Origin of the sequence: Sanguibacter biliveldensis (assembly GCF_033798665.1) — a bacterium.
Taxonomy (GTDB): Bacteria; Actinomycetota; Actinomycetes; order Actinomycetales; family Cellulomonadaceae; genus Sanguibacter; species Sanguibacter inulinus.
On the sequence record NZ_CP138359.1, the window covers coordinates 3414576 to 3432934 of the forward strand.

The following is an 18359-nucleotide window of genomic DNA, read 5'->3' on the forward strand; positions in this document are numbered from 1 at the left end:
GGGCCAAGCCTGCCATGTCCACCTACGATGACTGGCGTGACAGGGACGAACGGGGCGGACGACGCCGGCACACAGGACGCGTCGACGGTCACCACCCCACCGCGCGTCGACCTCGTCAAGCACGACCGCCCCGCGGGGCAGACCGAGCAGGCGCTGCTGCGCCGCCTCTTCTCCGACAGGTTCCTCGCGCTCGGCGTGACAGCCCAGGACCGCCTCTGGGGCTGGCTCGGGCCGCTTCTGGTCGCCGTGGTCGCGGGGATCGCGCGCTTCGTCAACCTCGGCAACCCGAGCACGCTGGTCTTCGACGAGACGTACTACGTCAAGGGCGCGTACACGCTCCTCCACCTCGGCTACGAGGCCGACTGGCCGGACGAGCCGAACCCCGCCTTCGAGGCCGGGAACCAGGACGGCTACCTCCCCGCCGCCGACTACGTGGTCCACCCGCCCGTCGGCAAGTGGATGATCGCGCTCGGGCTGCGCCTGGGCGGGTCCGAGAACCCGTGGGCGTGGCGCCTGGCGCCAGCTGTCGTCGGCGTGATCGCGGTGTTCCTGCTCGCGCGGACCGCGCGCAGGCTGTTCGGCTCGACGGCCTTCGGCATCGTGGCCGGCGGCATCATGGCGGTCGACGGTGTGGCGATCGTGCACTCGCGCACAGGGCTGCTCGACGTGTTCCTCATGTTCTGGGTCCTCGTCGCCTTCGCCCTGCTCGTCAAAGACCGGGAGTGGTTCAGGCGACGGCTGGCCGAGAGGTCGGCCGCGCTCATCGACTCCGGGCGCGGGGTCGGCCGAGACGGGCCCGTGGTCGGCATCCGCTGGTGGCGCCTCGCAGCAGCCGTCGCGCTCGGCCTCGCCTGCGGCACCAAGTGGTCGGGACTGTACTTCGTCGCGGTGTTCTGCCTGCTCTCGGTCGCCTGGGACGCGACAGCCCGGCGGTCTGTCGGGGCGCGGCAGTGGCACATCGGCTCGGTCCTGCTCGACGGCGTCCCGGCCGCGGCGTCCATGCTGCCCACGGTCCTCGTGACCTACCTGCTGTCCTGGTCGGCCTGGTTCGCCAACCCCAGGTCCTACGACCGCCAGTGGTTCGTCAGCCACCCCGGCAGCTACCCCGACTGGGTCCCGGACGTCATGGTCGGCTGGGGCGAGGCACTGCGGTCGTTCTGGCAGTACCACGAGAAGATGCTGGCCTTCCACACGGGCCTGGACAACCCGCACACGTACATGGCGAACCCGTGGGGCTGGTTGCTGCAGCTGCGCCCGACGTCGTTCTACTGGCGCAAGACGGAGAACTTCGACGGCGGGTGCGGGGCCGAGGCCTGCGCGCGGGCGATCACCTCGGTCGGCAACCCGCTCGTGTGGTGGCTCGCCACGGCCGCGATCCTCGTGGCGCTGTACGCCGTCGTGCTGCGCAGGGACTGGCGCGCCGTCGCGGTCCTGTCCGGGATCGTGGCCGGGTGGGTGCCGTGGCTGTTCTTCCCCGAGCGCACCATCTTCACCTTCTACACGATCGCCTTCGCCCCGTGGATGTACCTCACGCTCACCTACGCCCTCGTGCTCGTGTGGGAGCAGGTGGCTGACGACCCGCGCCTGCGTCGCCGGGCGCTGCGGGTCATGGGGGCGCTGCTCGGGCTGATCCTCGTGGTGAGCATCTTCTTCTACCCGGTGTGGACCGCGATGGACATCCCCTACGACTTCTGGCGTGCGCACATGTGGTTGCGCAGCTGGATCTGAGCTGACGGCGCGAGACCCCGGACCCCCGGGATCGGGACTCGGGACATCGGGTCCGGGCCCGGGTTCCGAGCTCCGGAGTCCGCACTCCCGGCCCCGGCCCCGGCCTTGAGAGCATGCGCCCGTCGCCCGTTGCATTACATAGCCTGGCTATGTAAACTCGCCGGGTGACCACGTCGACTCCCTCCGCCCCCCAGCCTGACGCTCCCCGCGACGCCAGCACGCTCGGCGGGGACCTCGTCGTCGCCTGCTCCAGGTTCGCCCGGACCGCGGCCCAGGCGATCGACGTCGACGTCTCGGTGACGATGTGGCGCATGCTCTCCAACCTCGCGCACACCGGCGACCTCAGCGTCACCGAGCTCGCGGCGATCGAGCGCACCTCTCAGCCGACTGTCTCCAAGATGGTCAAGCGGCTCGAGGCCCAGGACCTCGTCTCACGACGACCCGACCCCACCGACCGACGGTCCAGCGCCGTCTCCGTCACCGACGCCGGGCGAGCCTCCCTCGCCCGCTACCGCGCGTCCCTCACGACGGCCCTCGCCCCCCACCTCGCCCAGCTCGACGAGGACGACCTGCGCACGCTCGACCGCGCGCTCGACCTCCTCGCCCACCTGACCACCGAGGTGGCCGACGCAGGACCCATCACCAGCGAAAGCGTGACCTGATGACGTCCAGCACCACCCAGCACAGCACCTCTCAGCACAGCACCAGCCCGCAGAAGTCCGCCCGGCACAGCACGTCAGGGCGCGGCTCGTCCGGGCGCAGCACCGCGGCCCCCGGCTCCCAGCCCGCCGGTCCGCCCGGCACGGCGCCCAGCGCGGCAGGGTCCATGCTCCGCCAGCCCCGCGTCGTGTGGGCCATCGCCTTCGCCTGCGTGATCTCCTTCATGGGGATCGGCCTGGTGGACCCGATCCTCACGTCCATCGCCGCGGAGCTCGACGCCTCGTCCAGCCAGGTGATGCTGCTCTTCACCAGCTATCTGTTCATCACCGGTCTCGCGATGCTCTTCACCAGCTGGGTGTCCTCGCGCATCGGTGCCAAGAAGACGCTGCTCGCAGGACTCGCCCTCATCGTGGTCTTCGCGGCCCTCGCCGGGGCCTCGGGCTCGATCGGTCAGATCATCGGTTTCCGCGCCGGCTGGGGTCTGGGCAACGCCCTCTTCATCTCGACGGCTCTCGCGACCATCGTCGCGTCGGCGAGCGGCAGCACCGCGAGCGCGATCATCCTCTACGAGGCCGCCCTCGGGATCGGCATCGCTGTCGGGCCGCTCGTGGGCGGCGCGCTCGGCGAGGTCAGCTGGCGCGCACCGTTCTTCGGCACAGCAGCCCTCATGGCTGTCGGCTTCCTCGCGATCGTCGTGTTCTTCGGGAAGTCCGCACCGAGCACGGGTCCGAAGATCTCCGCGACGGCGTCGTTCTCGGCTCTCAAGAAGCCCGGTCTGCGGACCCTCGCCCTCGCAGCGCTGTTCTACAACTTCGGCTTCTTCGTGCTGCTCGCCTATTCACCCTTCCCCATCGAGGCGGCAGCCGAGACCGTCGGCATCCACGTGGGTGCGCACGAGCTCGGGCTGGTGTTCTTCGGCTGGGGCATCTGCCTGGCGATCACCTCGGTGGTCGCAGCGCCCCGCCTCACCCGAAGGTTCGGGCTGCACGCCGTGCTCTACGCGATGCTCGGGCTGCTCGCCCTCGACTTCGTGGTCCTGGCGACCTTCACCGACCGCTTCGCCGTGATCGTCACCGCGATCATCGTCGCGGGTCTGTTCCTCGGGGTGCTCAACACGGCACTCACCGAGGCCGTCATGGAGTCGACCGACCTGCCACGCTCGGTCGCCTCGTCGACGTACAGCGGCGTGAGGTTCATGGGCGGCGCCGTCGCCCCGGCCGTCGCCGGGCCGATCCGCGACCACCTGGGGCTGCCCGCCCCGTACTGGACGGCGGCAGTCGCCGTGCTCGTCGCGATCGGTGTGCTGGTGCTCGGACGCCGGACCTTCGCCCAGGACCACGACATCCCGTCGGAGAGCGCCGAGGACGAGGCCCTCGCCATCTCGGCGGGCGACGCCTGACCTGGACGAGACATGTCCCGGCCCGCCCCCAAGGGTCCGGCCGTCCGGACCCGAGAAGACCACCGAGAACGCCTGCGGGCCCCGACCGTCATGGTCGGGGCCCGCAGGCTCGTGCTGGGTGAGGCCCCACCGGGCGGGGCGCTGGGCCTCGGGTCAGGGCGTCAGCGCGCGGAGCGGAACTGCGCGGTGAGCGGGCACTGGAAGGGGTCGCGGGCCGAGAGGCCGACACGGTTGAGGTACTCGATGACGATCTTGTAGGACTCGATCAGCGAGGTCTCGGTGTACTTGATGCCCTTGTCGGCGCAGAACTGCTTGACCATCGGACGGACCTCGCGCAGGGCGGGGCTCGGCATCGACGGGAACAGGTGGTGCTCCACCTGGAAGTTGAGACCGCCCATGAAGACTGCGACCCAGCGTCCGCCGTGGATGTTGCGGCTCATGAGCACCTGGCGGCGCAGGAAGTCGATCTTGACGTCGGGGCCGACCGTCGGCATGCCCTTGTGGTTCGGCGCGAAGGAGGCCCCCATGAAGAACCCGAAGGAGCCGAGCTGCACGGCGAGGAAGGCGAAGCCGAGACCGACAGGCATGAGCAGGAAGACCGCGGCGACGTAGCCGACGAGGCGGATGCTCACGAGGGTGAGCTCGGTGCCGCGGCGCTTGACCGGGCCCTTGCCGAGGATGGTGCGCAGACCGGCGACGTGCAGGTTGACGCCCTCGAGCAGGAGGAGCGGGAAGAACCAGTTGCCCTGGCGGGCGACGAGCCACGCCTTGATGCCGGTCTTCGGCTTCTCGAGCGTGTTGGTCTCCCAGGTGAGCACACCGTTGAGCATGTCGGGGTCGACGCCCTCGACGTTGGGCTTCTGGTGGTGCTTGGAGTGCTTGTGGAGCCACCAGCCGTAGCTGAGGCCACCGAAGAGGTTGGCGACGATCAGGCTCGCCCAGTCGTTCCACTTGCCCGAGTCGAAGATCTGGCGGTGCGCGGCGTCGTGACCGAGGAAGGCGAACTGCGTCAGCAGGAGACCGAGGCCACCGGCGACGGCGAGCTGCCACCACGAGTCACCGAGGGTGATCATGAGCGCCACGGCTCCGGCGAGCAGCCCGCACAGCAGTGCGAAGCGTCCCCAGTAGTGCGCATAGCGGCGGCGCATGAGGCCGGTCTCCTGGACCGCGCGGGTGAGCTCGGAGAAGTCGCTGACCTGACGCTTGCGTGGCGAGACCGCCTCGCTGGGGTTCATCACCGCACTGGTTGCCGTCATCGTCGTCCGTTCGTCGTCCTGGTGCACCGGGGGTCCCCGACGCTCTGACGGCAACGCTACGGAACCGTAGGTTAGGTCGACAGGGGGTTATCCCCCCTCTTCTAGGACCGAGGTCCCTGGCGGCTCTCAGGGACCGGGTCCCGCGCGTCTTGGCAGGTCGCAGGCAGACGCTGCCGAGTCCGGGGCCAGGACTGGGGTCAGGCCGCAGGCCGACGGCACGCAGGCCGTCGTCGAGCAGCTCGGGGCGCGCGAGGCACAGCCGGGCTCGGGCGACGATCCCCTAGGCTCGTCTGGACCGCCTGCGACCGGCGGCCGCCCGCCCACGGAGAACCCCATGACTGCGCACGACCACGACAGCCCGGCTGCCGTCCCCGCGGGGCCGGCGCCGCTCGCGACGGTCGCCGCAGCCGCCGGTGTCTCGGTCCCCACGGTGTCGAAGGTGCTCAACTCGCGCCCTGACGTCTCTGCCGCCACCCGGGCGAAGGTCCAGGCCGCGCTCGAGGCGCACGGGCACACCGTGCGCCGCCCCGTCAGCAAGCCGACAGGCCTGGTCGACATCCGGGTGGTCAGCCTGGAGAGCACCTGGTCCGAGGCCGTCGTCCGAGGGGCCGCCGAGAGCGCCCGCCGCCACGGCGTCGACCTCGTCATCACCGTCGACCCCGACCCTGACGACTGCGGGGCGTGGGTGCGGCACGCCCTGGCGCGCGGGACCGACGGGGCCGTGAGCGTCGTGACGGTGCCCGACGCCGCCGAGCGCCAGGCCTTCGCCGACGCCCTCGTGCCCGTGGTCGTCGTCGACCCGCGGGTGCGCCCGCCCGAGGGCCTGCTGAGCGTCGGCGCGACCAACTGGCAGGGCGGCCTCGACGCGACGGCGCACCTGGTGGCGCTCGGTCACCGCAGGATCGGCACCATCACCGGGGACGACGCGCAGGCGAACGCGCTCGCGCGGCTCGCCGGGTACCGCACGGCGCTCATCCAGGCGGGGATCGCCCCCGACGACTCCCTCGTCCGGCGCGGCGACTTCACGGTCGACGCCGGCTACGAGGAGGCGTGGCACCTGCTGTCCCTCGACGACAGACCGACCGCGATCGTCGCGAGCAGCGACGACACGGCCCTCGGCGCTCTCCGGGCCGTCCGGGAGGCTGGTCTGCGGGTCCCCGACGACGTCTCCCTCGTCGGCTTCGACGACCTGCCGATCGCCGCGTGGCTCGACCCGGCGCTGACGACGGTCCACCAGCCGCTCGTCGAGATGGGCGCTGCGGCCGTCGACCTCCTGCACCGTGCGCGGTCGGGGACCGGCCACACGGTGCGGGCCGAGCTCGCGACGACCCTCGTCGAGCGGGCGTCGACAGCGCCGCCGCCGGAGGTGGTCCGCGGCCCGGTCCGCGCGCGCACCTGACCTCCGGGGTTCGAGGATGCGGACCGCCCGTCCGCCCGAGCCCACGAGCCCACGAGCCCACGAGCCCACGTCGACGTTAGTCTCTGGGCATGACTCTCGGTGACGACCTGGTGGCACGCCTCGAGCGGGCGGTCGCGCGCTACGGTGCCGGCACGCCGACCCCGGCCCACGAGGTGGAGGCCCGCCTCGCCCCGCTCGGTGTCGTCGTCCCCGACGACCTCGTCGAGCTCGTCGGCCGCTGGGGCGGCTGCTACGTCGGCGTCTCGGTGCACGCCTGGGACAACGCGTCGATCCTCGGCCGTGAGACCTGCGTCGACCTGACGCTCGCAGCACGCGCCCAGCTCGGCGACGTGGTGACAGGGCTGGTCATCGCCGACGACGGAGCGGGCAACCCGATCTGGGTCGCCGACGACGGCCGTGTGCTCCGGACGGACGCCGACTCGGGAGAGTCCGAGGAGCTCGCACCGAGCTTCCGCGCGTTCCTGGCGGACAACGTCCACGACTGACCCTGTGCACGAGGCACGCGGCACGAGGCCGCCGCCGGACACCGGCGACGGCCTCGTTCTCGTTCTTGTCATGCACTGGCGTCGTCCTGCACCGGTGCCGCAGCGCCGCTGAGGACCCAGGCGTAGGTCCTCCCTCAGCCCAGTCGACGCCTGCGCGCGAGGAAGACCGTGGCGGCCCCGAGGAGGACCGTCAAGAGCGCAGCCCCGGCCAGGACCGGTGCGCCGTCCGTGCCGGTCTCGGCGAGGTCGCCACCCTGGGCCGACCTGTCAGCCCCGTCACCGTCGGTGCTGCCGCCGCCACCGGGGCCTGGCGCCACCGGTGCGGTCGTCTCGGGAGCCGGCGCCGGGTCGGTGGGCGTCGGGTCCGTGGGCACCGGAGGTGTCGGCTCCTCGGTCGGTGCCGCGGCGACCTCGACCGTCACGTCCACCTCGCCCGGGGTGGTGACCCCGGCCGTGCTGGTCGTCGAGATCGCGAGGGCGTACGTGCCCGGCGCGAGCGTCGTCTGACCGTCGCAGGACCACGCGCCGTCGGCGTCGACGGGTGCCGTGCAGAGGGTCTGGACCGCGAGCGCGGCCACGTCGCCTGTCGGCGTCGCGGTGACCGTGAGCTCGGCCCCGGGCTCACCCGTGCCGGAGAACGTGGTGCGAGGGTCGGTCAGCACTGTGCCCGCGGCCGGGCTGTCCAGGACCGGGACCACGGCCTCGGCCGAGGCGGAGAAGACCTCGGCCTCCATGAGCGGACGGAGCGCTGCCTCGAGCTGGTCGTCGACGAAGTAGTCCTGGAGCGAGCCGTCGGTGAGGTAGTTGCCGATCGCCGCCATGATCATCGACTGGTCGAGGGACAGGTACGTCTGGGCGACGGTGCCCGAGCGCACCGCGATCGCGTCGTAGAAGCCGCCGGGTCCGTAGGAGTCGAAGTCGGACTCGAGACCGTCGAGGTTGGCGAGCACGCCCTCGGGGTCGTAGGACAGACCGAGGAAGGAGGCGTGCGGGGTGACGACACCGTCCTGGTACTCGGGGTCGGGGTTGGTGCCCTCGGCGCAGCCGAAGCTGTCGACGTCGACGTTGGTGACACCGTCGGAGAGGTAGCCGTCGTCACGCATGCCCAGCTGGTCGACGCCGTACTCGGCGTAGCCGCCGAAGGGGTTGGACGCGGGCGAGAAGCCCCAGTAGCCGTAGCCGGCCTCGTCCAGGCCGTGCTGCTTCTGCGCCTCGACGACCAGCGGGTGGTTGACACCCCACGAGGTCGGGCCCCACTCGGACTCGGGGACGAGCATGTCGGGCATGAGCGCCTCGAACATCGACCCGCCCCAGCCGGGGACGATCGACATGCCGCGGTAGCTGTACGCACCCTCGAAGACGTCGACGCCGAGGTAGGTGCGGGTCACGCCGCTCGGGCGCGACTCCTGCCAGGCCCAGTCGCAGGTCGAGGGGAAGGTCCGCCACGTCGCGTAGTACGTCTCGGGCGGGACGTCGCCCTCCGCGATCCCGAGGTAGGTCGCGATCCGGGTCTCGGAGACTGTCGTGTCGTAGTGGTGGCCCGTGTAGTAGACGTCCTGGCCGGTTCCGAGGTAGTCCCCCGGGACCGACCCCTCGGTCTGCTTCTCGTCCCAGAACCCTCCGCGCAGCAGGCCCAGCCCGCGGTCGGGGAGGGCGTCCGCGTTGTAGTAGACGCCGAAGTTCATGTCGTCGTAGATCGCCGTCGCCTCGTCGGCCAGGCGGGGCTCGGCCTCGGCGACGACGCGCAGCGCAGCGGCGAGCCAGCCGTTGTCGACCGAGCTGAGGAACTGCTCGACGACGGCGCCGTCACCGGGCCAGTTCCGCACCCTGTCGCCGGTGGCCGGGTCGTACCAGTTGTAGAACATGCCGCTCGGCTCGTGGCGGTCGAGGCCGTCGACGGTCGCGAGCGTCGTGCTCATGAGGTCGTAGGCCTCGTCGGCCGTGACGATGCCGAGGTCGCGCGCCATGACCGTCGACCACAGGTAGCCGCCGATGTTCGTCGGCGAGGTGTAGGCGCTGCGGGTCGCGGGGTCGAGCGCGGCGCCGATGTTGTCGGCGGGCAGTCCCGTCGCCGGGTCGGTCATCGCGGCGAGCGAGTCATAGGTGTCGGCCGCGTAGCGCTCGAGCGTGGCCTCCTGCTCGGGGGTGACGGCGCTCGGCACCACACGGGCTGCGGCAGCCCCGGCGTGGGACGTGGTCGCGGCGGGCGCGGCGGCGACCAGCGAGGTCGCGACGAGCGAGGCGCCGACGGTCACGGCGCAGGCTGTGACAGCCCGCCGCAGGCCGCTCCGGGGTGCTGCGGAGACGGGGACGTCCTCCGCGGCGCCGTTCGGGGTGGGTGACGTGCGGCTGGGTGTGCCGCGGTTCGGGGATCCCATGGGTGCACTTCCTCGTGTGTCAGGGACGACGTGCCCATTTTCGTCATCGAAATTTCGGAGATACATTCCGAAAAGGCACGAAGAGACTAGTGACCGGCGTCTCACCCGTCAAGGCGGCCGAGATCGGCTCGAACCGGACACGAAGTAGCGCCGATCGGACGGACGGAAGCTCGGATTTCTCAGCAACTAAGGTTATCCTCACCTACGTGAAGCAGACTTCTCCCGGTCCCGAGACCTCCTCCGAGCACCCGTCGCTCGCGGGGACGGACCTGTTCCTCGCCTACGACAGGTCGACCGTCGTGCACGGCGCGTCGCTGCGCCTCGTCGCAGGTCAGGTGACAGCTCTCATCGGGCCCAACGGCTCCGGCAAGTCGACCCTGCTGCGCTCGCTCGCCCGGCTGCACAGACCCACCTCGGGCACCGTGAGCCTGCCCGACGCTCCTGACGCCCTCGCGCTCAAGCCCAAGGACTTCGCACGCCAGGTGACGCTCCTGTCGCAGAGCCGGCCCACGCCCAACGGTGTGACGGTCCGCGACATCGTCGGCTACGGCCGCCACCCCTACCAGGCGCGGTACCGCCGCACCGACGCCGACGGGCCCCGCGCCGTCGCCCACGCCATGGAGGTCACCGGGGTGACCGGCATGGCGGACCGCGGTGTCGACGAGCTCTCGGGCGGCGAGCTCCAGCGCGTCTGGCTCGCGACCTGCCTCGCGCAGGACACCGGGGTGCTGCTGCTCGACGAGCCCACCACCTACCTCGACCTGCGCTACCAGGTGGAGATCCTCGACCTGGTGCGCGACCTCGCCGACGACCACGGCGTGGCTGTCGGTGTCGTCCTGCACGACCTCAACCAGGCCGCGGCAGTCGCCGACCACGTCGTCCTGCTCCGCCAGGGTGTCGTCCAGGCCTCCGGGTCGGCCGTCGACGTGCTGAGGGCCGACCTGCTCAGCGAGACCTACGGCCTGCGCATCGACGTGAGCGTCGACCCGCTCACCGGACTGGTCCGGACCGAGCCGGTCGGACGCCACACCGCCCGACGCGCACAGCCCGCCTAGCCGGACCCGCTCACCCAGAGCACCCAGACCTCTGCTCCGAGCCCGGCCACCCGCGCCGGGACACCAGCCGCCCCGCACCCGTGGGGCCCAGCACCGAAGGACACCCATGCGCCCGACCCACCTGCTGGCACTCCCCGCAGCCCTGCTGGCCGCGGCCCTCACGCTCAGCGCGTGCGGCACCACCGAGACCCCCGACGCCGACGCCTCGGGCGACGCGACGACCGCCGCGTCGACGGGCCCGGTCACGTACACCGACGAGCGCGGCGAGCACACGCTCGACGCACCGGCCACAGCCGTCGTCTCCCTCGAGTGGGGCCTGACCGAGAACCTGCTCGCGCTCGGCGCACCGATCGTCGGCCAGGCCGACGTCGAGGGCTACAACACCTGGGACACCTCGATCGCCCTCGACCCGTCCACCCCGGACGTCGGCACGCGCGGCGAGGCGAGCCTCGAGGCGATCTCCGCCCTCGAGCCCGACCTCATCGCCGTCACGACGGACACGACCGACGCCGTGGTCGACCAGCTCGAGGACATCGCGCCCGTCGTGGTGCTCCGTGGCTCGGACGGCTCCGACCCGATCGGCTACATGCGCAGCACGGTCGAGACCCTCGCCGCCGCGACGGGCACCGACGCGACAGGCGAGGAGCTCCTCAAGTCCTTCGACGACAAGGTCGCCGAGGGCAAGGCGGCGCTCGAAGAGGCCGGGGTCGCCGGTGCGGCCTTCACGATGGCCGACGGCTGGATCACCAACGGGACCGTCTCGGTCCGCATGTACACCTCGGGCTCGTTCTTCGGCGCGATCGGCGACGAGCTCGGCCTCGAGAACGCCTGGACCGGCGAGGGCGACCCCGACTACGGCCTCGCGCAGACCGACGTCGAGGGTCTGACGGCACTCAGCGACACTCAGGACCTCACCTTCCTCTACACGGCGAGCGCGAGCGAGGCGAACCCCTTCGACGAGGGCCTCGCCGGCAACGCGATCTGGGAGCAGCTGCCCTTCGTCGCCGCAGGTGACGTGCAGCGTCTGCCGGACGGAATCTGGATGTTCGGCGGCCCGGCCTCGGCCGAGGCCTACGTCGACGCCGTCGTCGCCGCGCTGACAGCATGAGCACCGCGCAGGGGCGGGTCGACCAGCGAGCGACCCCGCTCGTCCCCGACGGTCGCGGCGAGCAGCCGCAGCTCACCGGACGTCACCCGCTCCTGCGCACAGGCGGGGTCTTCCTCGCCACCGGCCTGGTGGTCCTCGTCCTCGCCGCCGTCCACGTCACCCAGGGCACGGCCGGCCTCGGGCTCGGCGACGTCGTCAGGTCGTTGCTCGGTCTCGACGAGGGGTCGACGGCCTCGGCCGTGCTCGTGGCGTCCAGGCTGCCCAGGCTCGTCGCCGGGCTGCTGGTGGGCGCTGCCCTGGGCGCAGCCGGCGCGGCGCTGCAGTCTGTCGCCCGCAACCCGCTCGCCTCCCCCGACACCCTCGCGGTCAACGCCGGCGGGTATCTCGCGGTCGTCACTGTCGCCGTCGTCGGGATCTCCCTGCCCTTCTACCTCTCGGGGGTGCTGGCCTTCCTCGGTGGGCTGGCCGCAGCAGGGCTCGTGCTCGCCCTCTCCCAGGGAGGCAGCGCTGGGCCTTCCCGCCTGATCCTCGCCGGTGCGGCCACGACCCTCGCCCTCAGCGCGGTCACGAGCGTGCTGCTCGTCCTCTTCCAGCAGCAGACCACGGGCCTCTTCGCGTGGGGCAGCGGGTCTGTCGTGCAGTCAGGCACCCGGGTCGTGACCCTCGCGGCGCCTGTGGTGCTCGTCGGTCTGCTCGGTCTCGCGCTGCTGGCACGACGTCTCGACCTGCTCGCGCTCGGCGACGACGCAGCCCGCGTGCTCGGCGTCGACGTGCGCGGCACTCGGGTCCTCACCGTCGGGGTCGCCGTGCTGCTCTCGGCTGCAGCCGTGACCGTCGCCGGGCCGATCGGCTTCGTCGGACTCTGCGCCCCGGTCCTCGCGCGCCTCGTCGCGCGCACCGTGCCGGGCCTGAGCCGGCACACCACGTTGCTGCCGCTCTCCGCGCTCTTCGGCATCGTCGTGGTCCTCGGCGCCGACGTGCTGCTGCGCCTCGTGCTGCCCGGCCAGTACGGCGCGGCTGTGCCCACAGGCATCGTCACCACGGTCTTCGGTGCGCTCACCCTGGTGCTCCTCGCCCGCAGGCTCCGCGACTCTGGGCCGGCCGCCAAGGGCGCTGCCGCGCACGTGCGCCCCCGGACCGCGCGCCGCACCGTCGTGGTGGTCACGGTCCTCGGGGTGCTGCTCGTCGCCGCCGCTGTGCTCGCGGTCCTGCTCGGCGACAGGATGCTGCTGCTCGGCGACGTCTCGAACTGGTTCGCCGACCAGGCCGGCCGTCAGGTCTCCTTCGTGCTCGACCAGCGGATGCCGCGGGTCCTGGCCGCCCTGCTCGCCGGAGCCGCCCTCGGACTCGCCGGGACGCTCGTCCAGGCGGTGTGCCGCAACCCGCTCGCCGAGCCCAGCCTGCTGGGCGTCACGGCCGGAGCCGGCCTCGGAGCCGTCACCGTGATCCTCCTCGTGCCGGGGGCACCCGTCTGGGCCATGTCGCTCGCCGCGACGGCCGGGGCCTTCGTCACCTTCGGTCTCGTCTACCTGCTCGCGTACCGCGGCGGGCTGAGCTCGGACAGGCTGGTCCTCATCGGTGTGGGGATGAGCGCAGGCGCCACGGCCTTCACCACACTCGTGATCCTCGTGGTCGAGCCGTGGAACACGAACCTCGCGCTGACCTGGTTGTCGGGCTCGACCTACGGCCGCACCATGGCGCAGATCGTCCCCGTCGCCGTCGTCCTGCTCGTCGCCACCCCGCTCGCGTTCTCGCGGCGCCGCGAGATGGACGTGCTCTCCCTCGACGAGGACACCCCGCGCACGCTCGGCGTATCGGTCGACCGGACCCGGCTGCTGCTGCTCTCCGCGACGGTGCTCATCACGGCCGCCGCCGTGTGCGCGGTGGGGGTCGTGGGCTTCGTCGGGCTCGTCGCGCCGCACGCGGCACGGGCGCTCGTCGGGTCGCGCAACGGACGGGTGATCCCCGTCGCGATGCTGCTCGGTGCACTGCTCGTCTCGGTCGCGGACACCGTGGGGCGGACGATCATCGCCCCCGCGCAGATCCCCGCGGGCCTGACGACGGCGCTCATCGGCGCGCCGTACTTCGTCTGGCTGCTGTGGCGCCAGCGCACGACGCGCTGACGGACCCCCTGATCTTCTCTGGCGCTGACCGGGTCACCCCGGTCTGCCAGATCCCCCTGGCCGGAGCCGTCCACGGACCCCGCCAGCACCGCCCACCTGATCCCTCCTGGAAGGACCTCCGATGAGCACCCCGACCCGCCCGCGCGCTCCCCGCCGCACACACCTCCTGATCGCCGCTCCCCTGCTCGCCGCCACCCTGCTCGCCGGGTGCTCGACGGTCACCGACGGTGCCGACGCAGCCAGCAGCACAGCCTCCGGCGAGGCGACCTCGGCCGCGCCGACGACGCAGACCATCGAGCACGCCCGCGGCACGACCGAGGTCCCCGCCGAGCCGCTCCGGGTGGTCGTCCTCGAACCCGTCCAGCTCGACACGGCCGTCGCCCTGGGTGTCATCCCGGTCGGTGCCGCCGTGCTCAGCGACGAGGCCGGCATCCCCGCCTACCTCGGCGAGGAGGCCGCGGGCATCGAGTCCGTCGGGACCGTCACCGAGCCGAGCATCGAGAAGATCGCCGCCCTCGAGCCCGACCTCATCCTCGGGACGGAGTCACGCCACTCTGCGCTCTACGACCGCCTCGACGAGATCGCGCCCACGGTGTTCATGGCGACCCAGACCGACCCGTGGACCGAGAACGTCGCGCTCGTCGCCCGCGCACTCGGCGACGAGGCCGGGGCGCAGACCCTGCTCGACGACTTCGACGCGCGCTGCACCGAGGTCGCCGAGGACCACGAGACGGCCGGTCAGACCGCCCAGCTCATCCGTCCGCGCGACGGCCAGCTGAGCCTCTACGGGCCGACCTCCTTCGCCGGGAGCGCCCTGGAGTGCGCGGGCTTCACCACCCCCGAGCGCGACTGGGAAGACTCGATCTCCGTCGACCTGTCCTACGAGCGGGTCTTCGAGGCGCAGGCCGACCTCGTCCTCGTCACCACCTCGGACACGAGCGACCCGGCGACCATGCCCGAGGTCATCACCACGAACGCCGACGCCTTCCCGGACGCCCACCTCGTCGACCAGTCCTTCTGGATCACCGGTGTCGGCCCGCTCGGCGGCATGACCGTGCTGGACGACCTGGACCGGATCCTGTCGGAGCAGTAGCCACCGGCACGGGTGGGACGAGGGCCGTCGCCCTCGTCCCACCCCTCGGGTGCCTCCGGTGCCCGTCCTGCCCCGGACACAGAAGAACCCGGCTCCTGAGGAGCCGGGTTCTTCTGTCGTGCTGCTGTGGAGCTAAGGAGATTCGAACTCCTGACCTCTTCGATGCGAACGAAGCGCGCTACCAACTGCGCCATAGCCCCAGGTCTGACGACCGGACGAACCGGTGTGCCGAACCGCTGTCTAGCCTAGCACCCAGGTGGAGGTGCTCCGCACAGGAGCGGTCACTCCCCCGCGGCGCGGCGGCGGGCCAGGACGGAGTTGAGGTTCACGCCGAGGCTGTCCTCGGACGGCTCTTCGGCGGTTGTGGTCGTCGGGGCGGCCGTCGCTGGGCTGGCCCCGGCGAGCTCGGCGCGACGCTCTTCGGTGAGCTTGCGGAGCTCGGCCGTGAGGGGCGCGGGCTCCCAGCGGGGAGCTGTCGACTTGAGGGTGTAGACCGGGCGTGGGACGGCGACGGGCTCCCAGTCGGTGCTCTCGCCCTCCTGGGCTGGAGCGGGCTGGCGGGCAGCAGGGGCGGCCGATGACGCACGGTCAGCCTCGCCGGTCGGACGGGAGGCCGAGGATGCCTCCGGCTCGGCAGTCTCAGCTGTTCGGGCGGCAGCCGTCGGAGCGACGGTCCGCTCTGCCTCGGCGCCGCTCTTCGCGGCGGTGGTCTTGGCGGCGGTGGTCTTCGCTGTCGTCGAGCTCTCCGCACCCTGGCCCGCCACGCCTGCAGCACCCGCAACCCGCACGCGGGAGATCATCTCGGTCTGGGTCTGCGAGGAGTGCACGGCACGACCGGTCACGGTGGTGCGCACAGCAGGTGCTGGGCGTCCGGCACGGCGCAGCGCTGCGGGGCGGGCGGCCTCGCGGGCCGCCTCACGCTCCCTGGCAGCAGCGTCGGCGCGGGCGTTCGCGAGGACGGCGCGACGTCCGAGGACGAGCACCGAGACGAGGAGGACGGCGGGGACAGCGACGGTCCAGACGGGCAGGGACGTCACGGCGACGATCACGCCGACGAGGGCGGTGAGCACCACGAGGCCGAGCGTGAGGGTCGCGCGGCGGCGCGCAGCAGCGGCGCGGCGCGCGAGCAGCGCGTCGCGCGAGGCCGACCCGTACGAGTCGTTCCGCTCCATGTCCTGCACTCCATCCGTGATCTGACGCCGAGCCCGCACCGTCGTGCCGATCGGCGGTGTCAGCAACGACACGTCCACACTGCTCGACGTCGTGCAGTCACCATGCTTCTGAGAGACGGCCTGCGCGGACCGTCCCGTGGTGCTCTTGCTGTGTGACGAGTCACCGCTCGCGACCGCGAGGACACGCAGACGACCGGAGAACCTGTCGTCCACCCGCGACTCGAGCAGCTGCTGGCGGTGACGCAACCTCTGAGGGACCAGGTAGACCAACCACAGCACGACCACAGCCACGACGACGATACCGGCTGGTGATCCCACACGCTGACGTTAGGCGAGGTGGCAGCACCGACCGTGGACGCACCCCGGCGTGTCGGCCCCGGGCCGCTGACGCGGTCGATGCAGGGCCCCCGTCACGGTCAGGCGCCCTGCGTGGACCGCCACCGGGCGAGCAGCCCGTCCGGCACCTCCGGAGCGGTGAGCGCGAAGGTCCTGTGGTCGCACCACCGACCCTGGATGTGAAGGTACGCCTCGCGCAGACCTTCGTCGCGCAGCCCGAGCTTCTCGACAACCCGCAGGCTCGGCGCGTTCTCGGGCCTGATGTTGATCTCGACCCTGTGCAGCCCGAGCTCGAAGAAGCAGTGGTCGGCGGCCATCGCGACAGCCGTCGGGATCACGCCCCGGCCCGCGACGTGCTGGCCGACCCAGTAGCCGATGCTCGCTGAGCAGAGCGAGCCGTAGGTGATCGAGGAGACCGTCAGCTGGCCGACGAGCTCGCCGTCCAGCTCGACCGCGAAGGGCAGCGTCGAGCCGTCGCGGGCAGCCTTGTCCAGGGCCCTGACGTAGCCCGTGAAGGACGGCGGGCGCGTGGGCTGCGTCCGTCCCGGCCACCCGCGGTGACGGCCCTGGCGGTCGAGGCCTGTCGGTGCCGGGGTGGTGGCCTCCCACCGCTCGAGCCAGTCCTGGTTGTCCGCCCGCAGGTCCATCCACGCGTCACGGTCCGCCCGGCGCAGACGCCGGAGCAGCAGCGTGCCGCCGGGGGCGCGCAGCGAGTCGTCCCGCAGGATCACCGGCCAGCGCGGCGCCCAGACCACACCCACCGCTAGCCCTCGAGGACCAGGCAGTGCACGCGGTCGCCGAAGCGCACCTCGGACTCGCCCTCGGGCACGACGGCCAGGGCGTTGGCCTCCGCGAGCCCGGCGACCGAGAGGTCTTCGAGACGGGTCGGGTCGCCGACGGGCGTCACGTGGTACCCGCCGTCGGGCGACCCGACGAGGACCGCGGGGACGAACTGACGCACACCCGCGGGGCTGCGCCAGCCGACAGCCGCGTGGGCCGCGACGGACGGCCTGTAGATGTCTGTGTAGCCGGCCATCGCGCGCAGCGCCGGCCGCACGAAGACCTCGTAGGAGATCTGCGCGGCGACGGGGTGCCCGGGCAGGGAGAAGACCGGGATCGTGTCGCCAGGGTTGTCGGTGCTGTCACCGATGCCGGCGTGGAGCGTCCCGAGGCCCTGGTTGCGCCCGGGGACCATCGCGACGTGGTCGAAGCGGACCGTGCCGAGCGGGGCCAGCACGTCCTTGAGCGTGTCGTGCGACCCCTCCGACAACCCGCCGGTGGTGATGAGCAGGTCGGCGCGGACCAGCTGGTCTTCGATCATCTCGCGCAGACGGGTCTGGTCATCGCTCACAGGCGCCACCTGGATCGCGATGGCTCCAGCGTCCTGGACGGCAGTCCGCAGGGAGGGACCGTTCGCGTCGAACACACCGGGACGGGTCGAGCCCGGCTGGACCAGCTCGTCGCCGACGGGGAGGATCACGACGCGCGGAGCGGGGTGCACCCGGATCCGGGCGTAGCCGAGGCTCGCCGCGAAGGCCAGCTGCCGGGCGTCGAGGCGGGTGCCGTGGCGCAGCGCGACGGTCCCGGCGCGCACGTCGGAGCCGACGGCGCGGACGTTGGCGCCGGGGGCGAGCTCGGTCATGACGCGCACCTTGGCGGCCCCGCGGTCGGTCGCCCAGACGGGGACGAGCGCGTCGGCGCCCACGGGCATGGGCACACCCGAGCTCACCAGGACGCTCTGGCGCGGCGCGAGCCTGAAGGGCTCGTCGGCAGCAGACCAGACGTCGTGGGTGACGGGCAGGACGACGGGTGACTCGTGGCTCGCTCCGGCGAGGTCCTGGGAGCGCACCGCGTAGCCGTCGCAGGTCGCCAGCGGGCGCGAGGGGATGTCCTCGGTGACGACGATGTCGGCCGCGAGGATGCAGCCCGCGGCGTCGGTCAGGACGACGTCGAGCGCGGGGACGGGCAGGGCGACGGCGAGGACTGCCGCGAGCTGGTCCTGGACGCTCTTCACCGCTGAGCCACCGCCGTCGTGGAGACGCTCGAGCAGCACGGGGCGGTGGGGGTGGTCGCGCTCATCCGGCCAGGGTAGTGCAGATACGACTCTGCGCAGGTCCTGACCTGGTCACACCCCGGACGGGGCGTT

General features: G+C 72.0%; 14 protein-coding genes and 1 tRNA gene. 9 read left to right on the plus strand and 6 right to left on the minus strand.

Annotation, left to right across the window (positions count from 1 at the left end; all coding sequences use genetic code 11):
- Window positions 1-27: 27 nt before the first annotated feature.
- From SANBI_RS14880 to SANBI_RS14890, 3 genes are all read left to right on the plus strand, one after another.
- Entirely contained in the window at window positions 28-1728 is a 1701-nt protein-coding gene (locus SANBI_RS14880) for a dolichyl-phosphate-mannose--protein mannosyltransferase (protein WP_408669712.1), read from the plus strand.
- 164 nt (window positions 1729-1892) lie between these two features.
- Window positions 1893-2390 carry a MarR family winged helix-turn-helix transcriptional regulator gene (locus tag SANBI_RS14885; RefSeq protein WP_319156391.1) on the plus strand — a complete coding sequence of 166 codons (498 nt, stop codon included), beginning with the start codon at window positions 1893-1895 and terminating at the stop codon, window positions 2388-2390.
- Complete coding sequence (locus tag SANBI_RS14890) at window positions 2390-3787, plus strand: MFS transporter (RefSeq protein WP_319156393.1); 1398 nt, start codon at window positions 2390-2392, stop codon at window positions 3785-3787. Before SANBI_RS14885 ends, SANBI_RS14890 begins: the two co-directional genes overlap by 1 nt.
- Before the next feature lie 161 nt (window positions 3788-3948).
- Here the strand turns inward: SANBI_RS14890 and SANBI_RS14895 are convergent, their stop codons facing one another.
- Window positions 3949-5043 carry a fatty acid desaturase family protein gene (locus tag SANBI_RS14895; protein ID WP_228087448.1) on the minus strand — a complete coding sequence of 365 codons (1095 nt, stop codon included), beginning with the start codon at window positions 5041-5043 and terminating at the stop codon, window positions 3949-3951.
- A gap of 334 nt (window positions 5044-5377) precedes the next feature.
- Between SANBI_RS14895 and SANBI_RS14900 the strand changes: the two genes are divergently transcribed.
- Both SANBI_RS14900 and SANBI_RS14905 read left to right on the plus strand, forming a co-directional pair.
- Entirely contained in the window at window positions 5378-6442 is a 1065-nt protein-coding gene (locus SANBI_RS14900) for a LacI family DNA-binding transcriptional regulator (RefSeq protein ID WP_319156397.1), read from the plus strand.
- Between the two features lie 89 nt (window positions 6443-6531).
- Window positions 6532-6948: an SMI1/KNR4 family protein gene (locus SANBI_RS14905; RefSeq protein ID WP_319156399.1), complete on the plus strand. Its 417-nt coding sequence runs from the start codon at window positions 6532-6534 to the stop codon at window positions 6946-6948.
- 134 nt (window positions 6949-7082) lie between these two features.
- Here the strand turns inward: SANBI_RS14905 and SANBI_RS14910 are convergent, their stop codons facing one another.
- Window positions 7083-9326, minus strand: a complete 2244-nt coding sequence (locus tag SANBI_RS14910; RefSeq protein ID WP_319156401.1) for a glucoamylase family protein — start codon at window positions 9324-9326, stop codon at window positions 7083-7085.
- Window positions 9327-9532: 206 nt separating this feature from the next.
- On the opposite strand from SANBI_RS14910, the gene SANBI_RS14915 reads away from it, so the two are divergent.
- The 4 genes from SANBI_RS14915 (at window position 9533) to SANBI_RS14930 (ending at window position 14705) form a co-directional block, all read left to right on the plus strand.
- On the plus strand, window positions 9533-10381 hold the full coding sequence (locus SANBI_RS14915; protein ID WP_179913547.1) for an ABC transporter ATP-binding protein: 849 nt from the start codon (window positions 9533-9535) through the stop codon (window positions 10379-10381).
- Between the two features lie 106 nt (window positions 10382-10487).
- Window positions 10488-11489: an iron-siderophore ABC transporter substrate-binding protein gene (locus SANBI_RS14920; RefSeq protein ID WP_319156404.1), complete on the plus strand. Its 1002-nt coding sequence runs from the start codon at window positions 10488-10490 to the stop codon at window positions 11487-11489.
- On the plus strand, window positions 11486-13612 hold the full coding sequence (locus SANBI_RS14925; RefSeq protein WP_319156406.1) for an iron ABC transporter permease: 2127 nt from the start codon (window positions 11486-11488) through the stop codon (window positions 13610-13612). Before SANBI_RS14920 ends, SANBI_RS14925 begins: the two co-directional genes overlap by 4 nt.
- Before the next feature lie 121 nt (window positions 13613-13733).
- Window positions 13734-14705, plus strand: coding sequence for an ABC transporter substrate-binding protein (locus tag SANBI_RS14930; protein ID WP_319156408.1), 972 nt, complete (start codon window positions 13734-13736; stop codon window positions 14703-14705).
- Window positions 14706-14832: 127 nt separating this feature from the next.
- On the opposite strand, the gene SANBI_RS14935 is transcribed toward SANBI_RS14930, so the two are convergent.
- From SANBI_RS14935 to SANBI_RS14950, 4 genes are all read right to left on the minus strand, one after another.
- Window positions 14833-14905 (minus strand) — tRNA-Ala (locus SANBI_RS14935).
- A gap of 81 nt (window positions 14906-14986) precedes the next feature.
- The gene (locus tag SANBI_RS14940; RefSeq protein WP_319156410.1) at window positions 14987-16195 is read right to left on the minus strand and encodes a hypothetical protein; all 1209 of its coding nucleotides are present in this window, start codon (window positions 16193-16195) and stop codon (window positions 14987-14989) included.
- 98 nt (window positions 16196-16293) lie between these two features.
- Entirely contained in the window at window positions 16294-16974 is a 681-nt protein-coding gene (locus SANBI_RS14945; protein WP_082543748.1) for a GNAT family N-acetyltransferase, read from the minus strand.
- A gap of 2 nt (window positions 16975-16976) precedes the next feature.
- A complete protein-coding gene (locus SANBI_RS14950) occupies window positions 16977-18227 on the minus strand; it encodes a molybdopterin molybdotransferase MoeA (RefSeq protein ID WP_056130571.1) in 1251 nt (416 codons plus the stop codon).
- Between the last annotated feature and the right edge of the window lie 132 nt (window positions 18228-18359).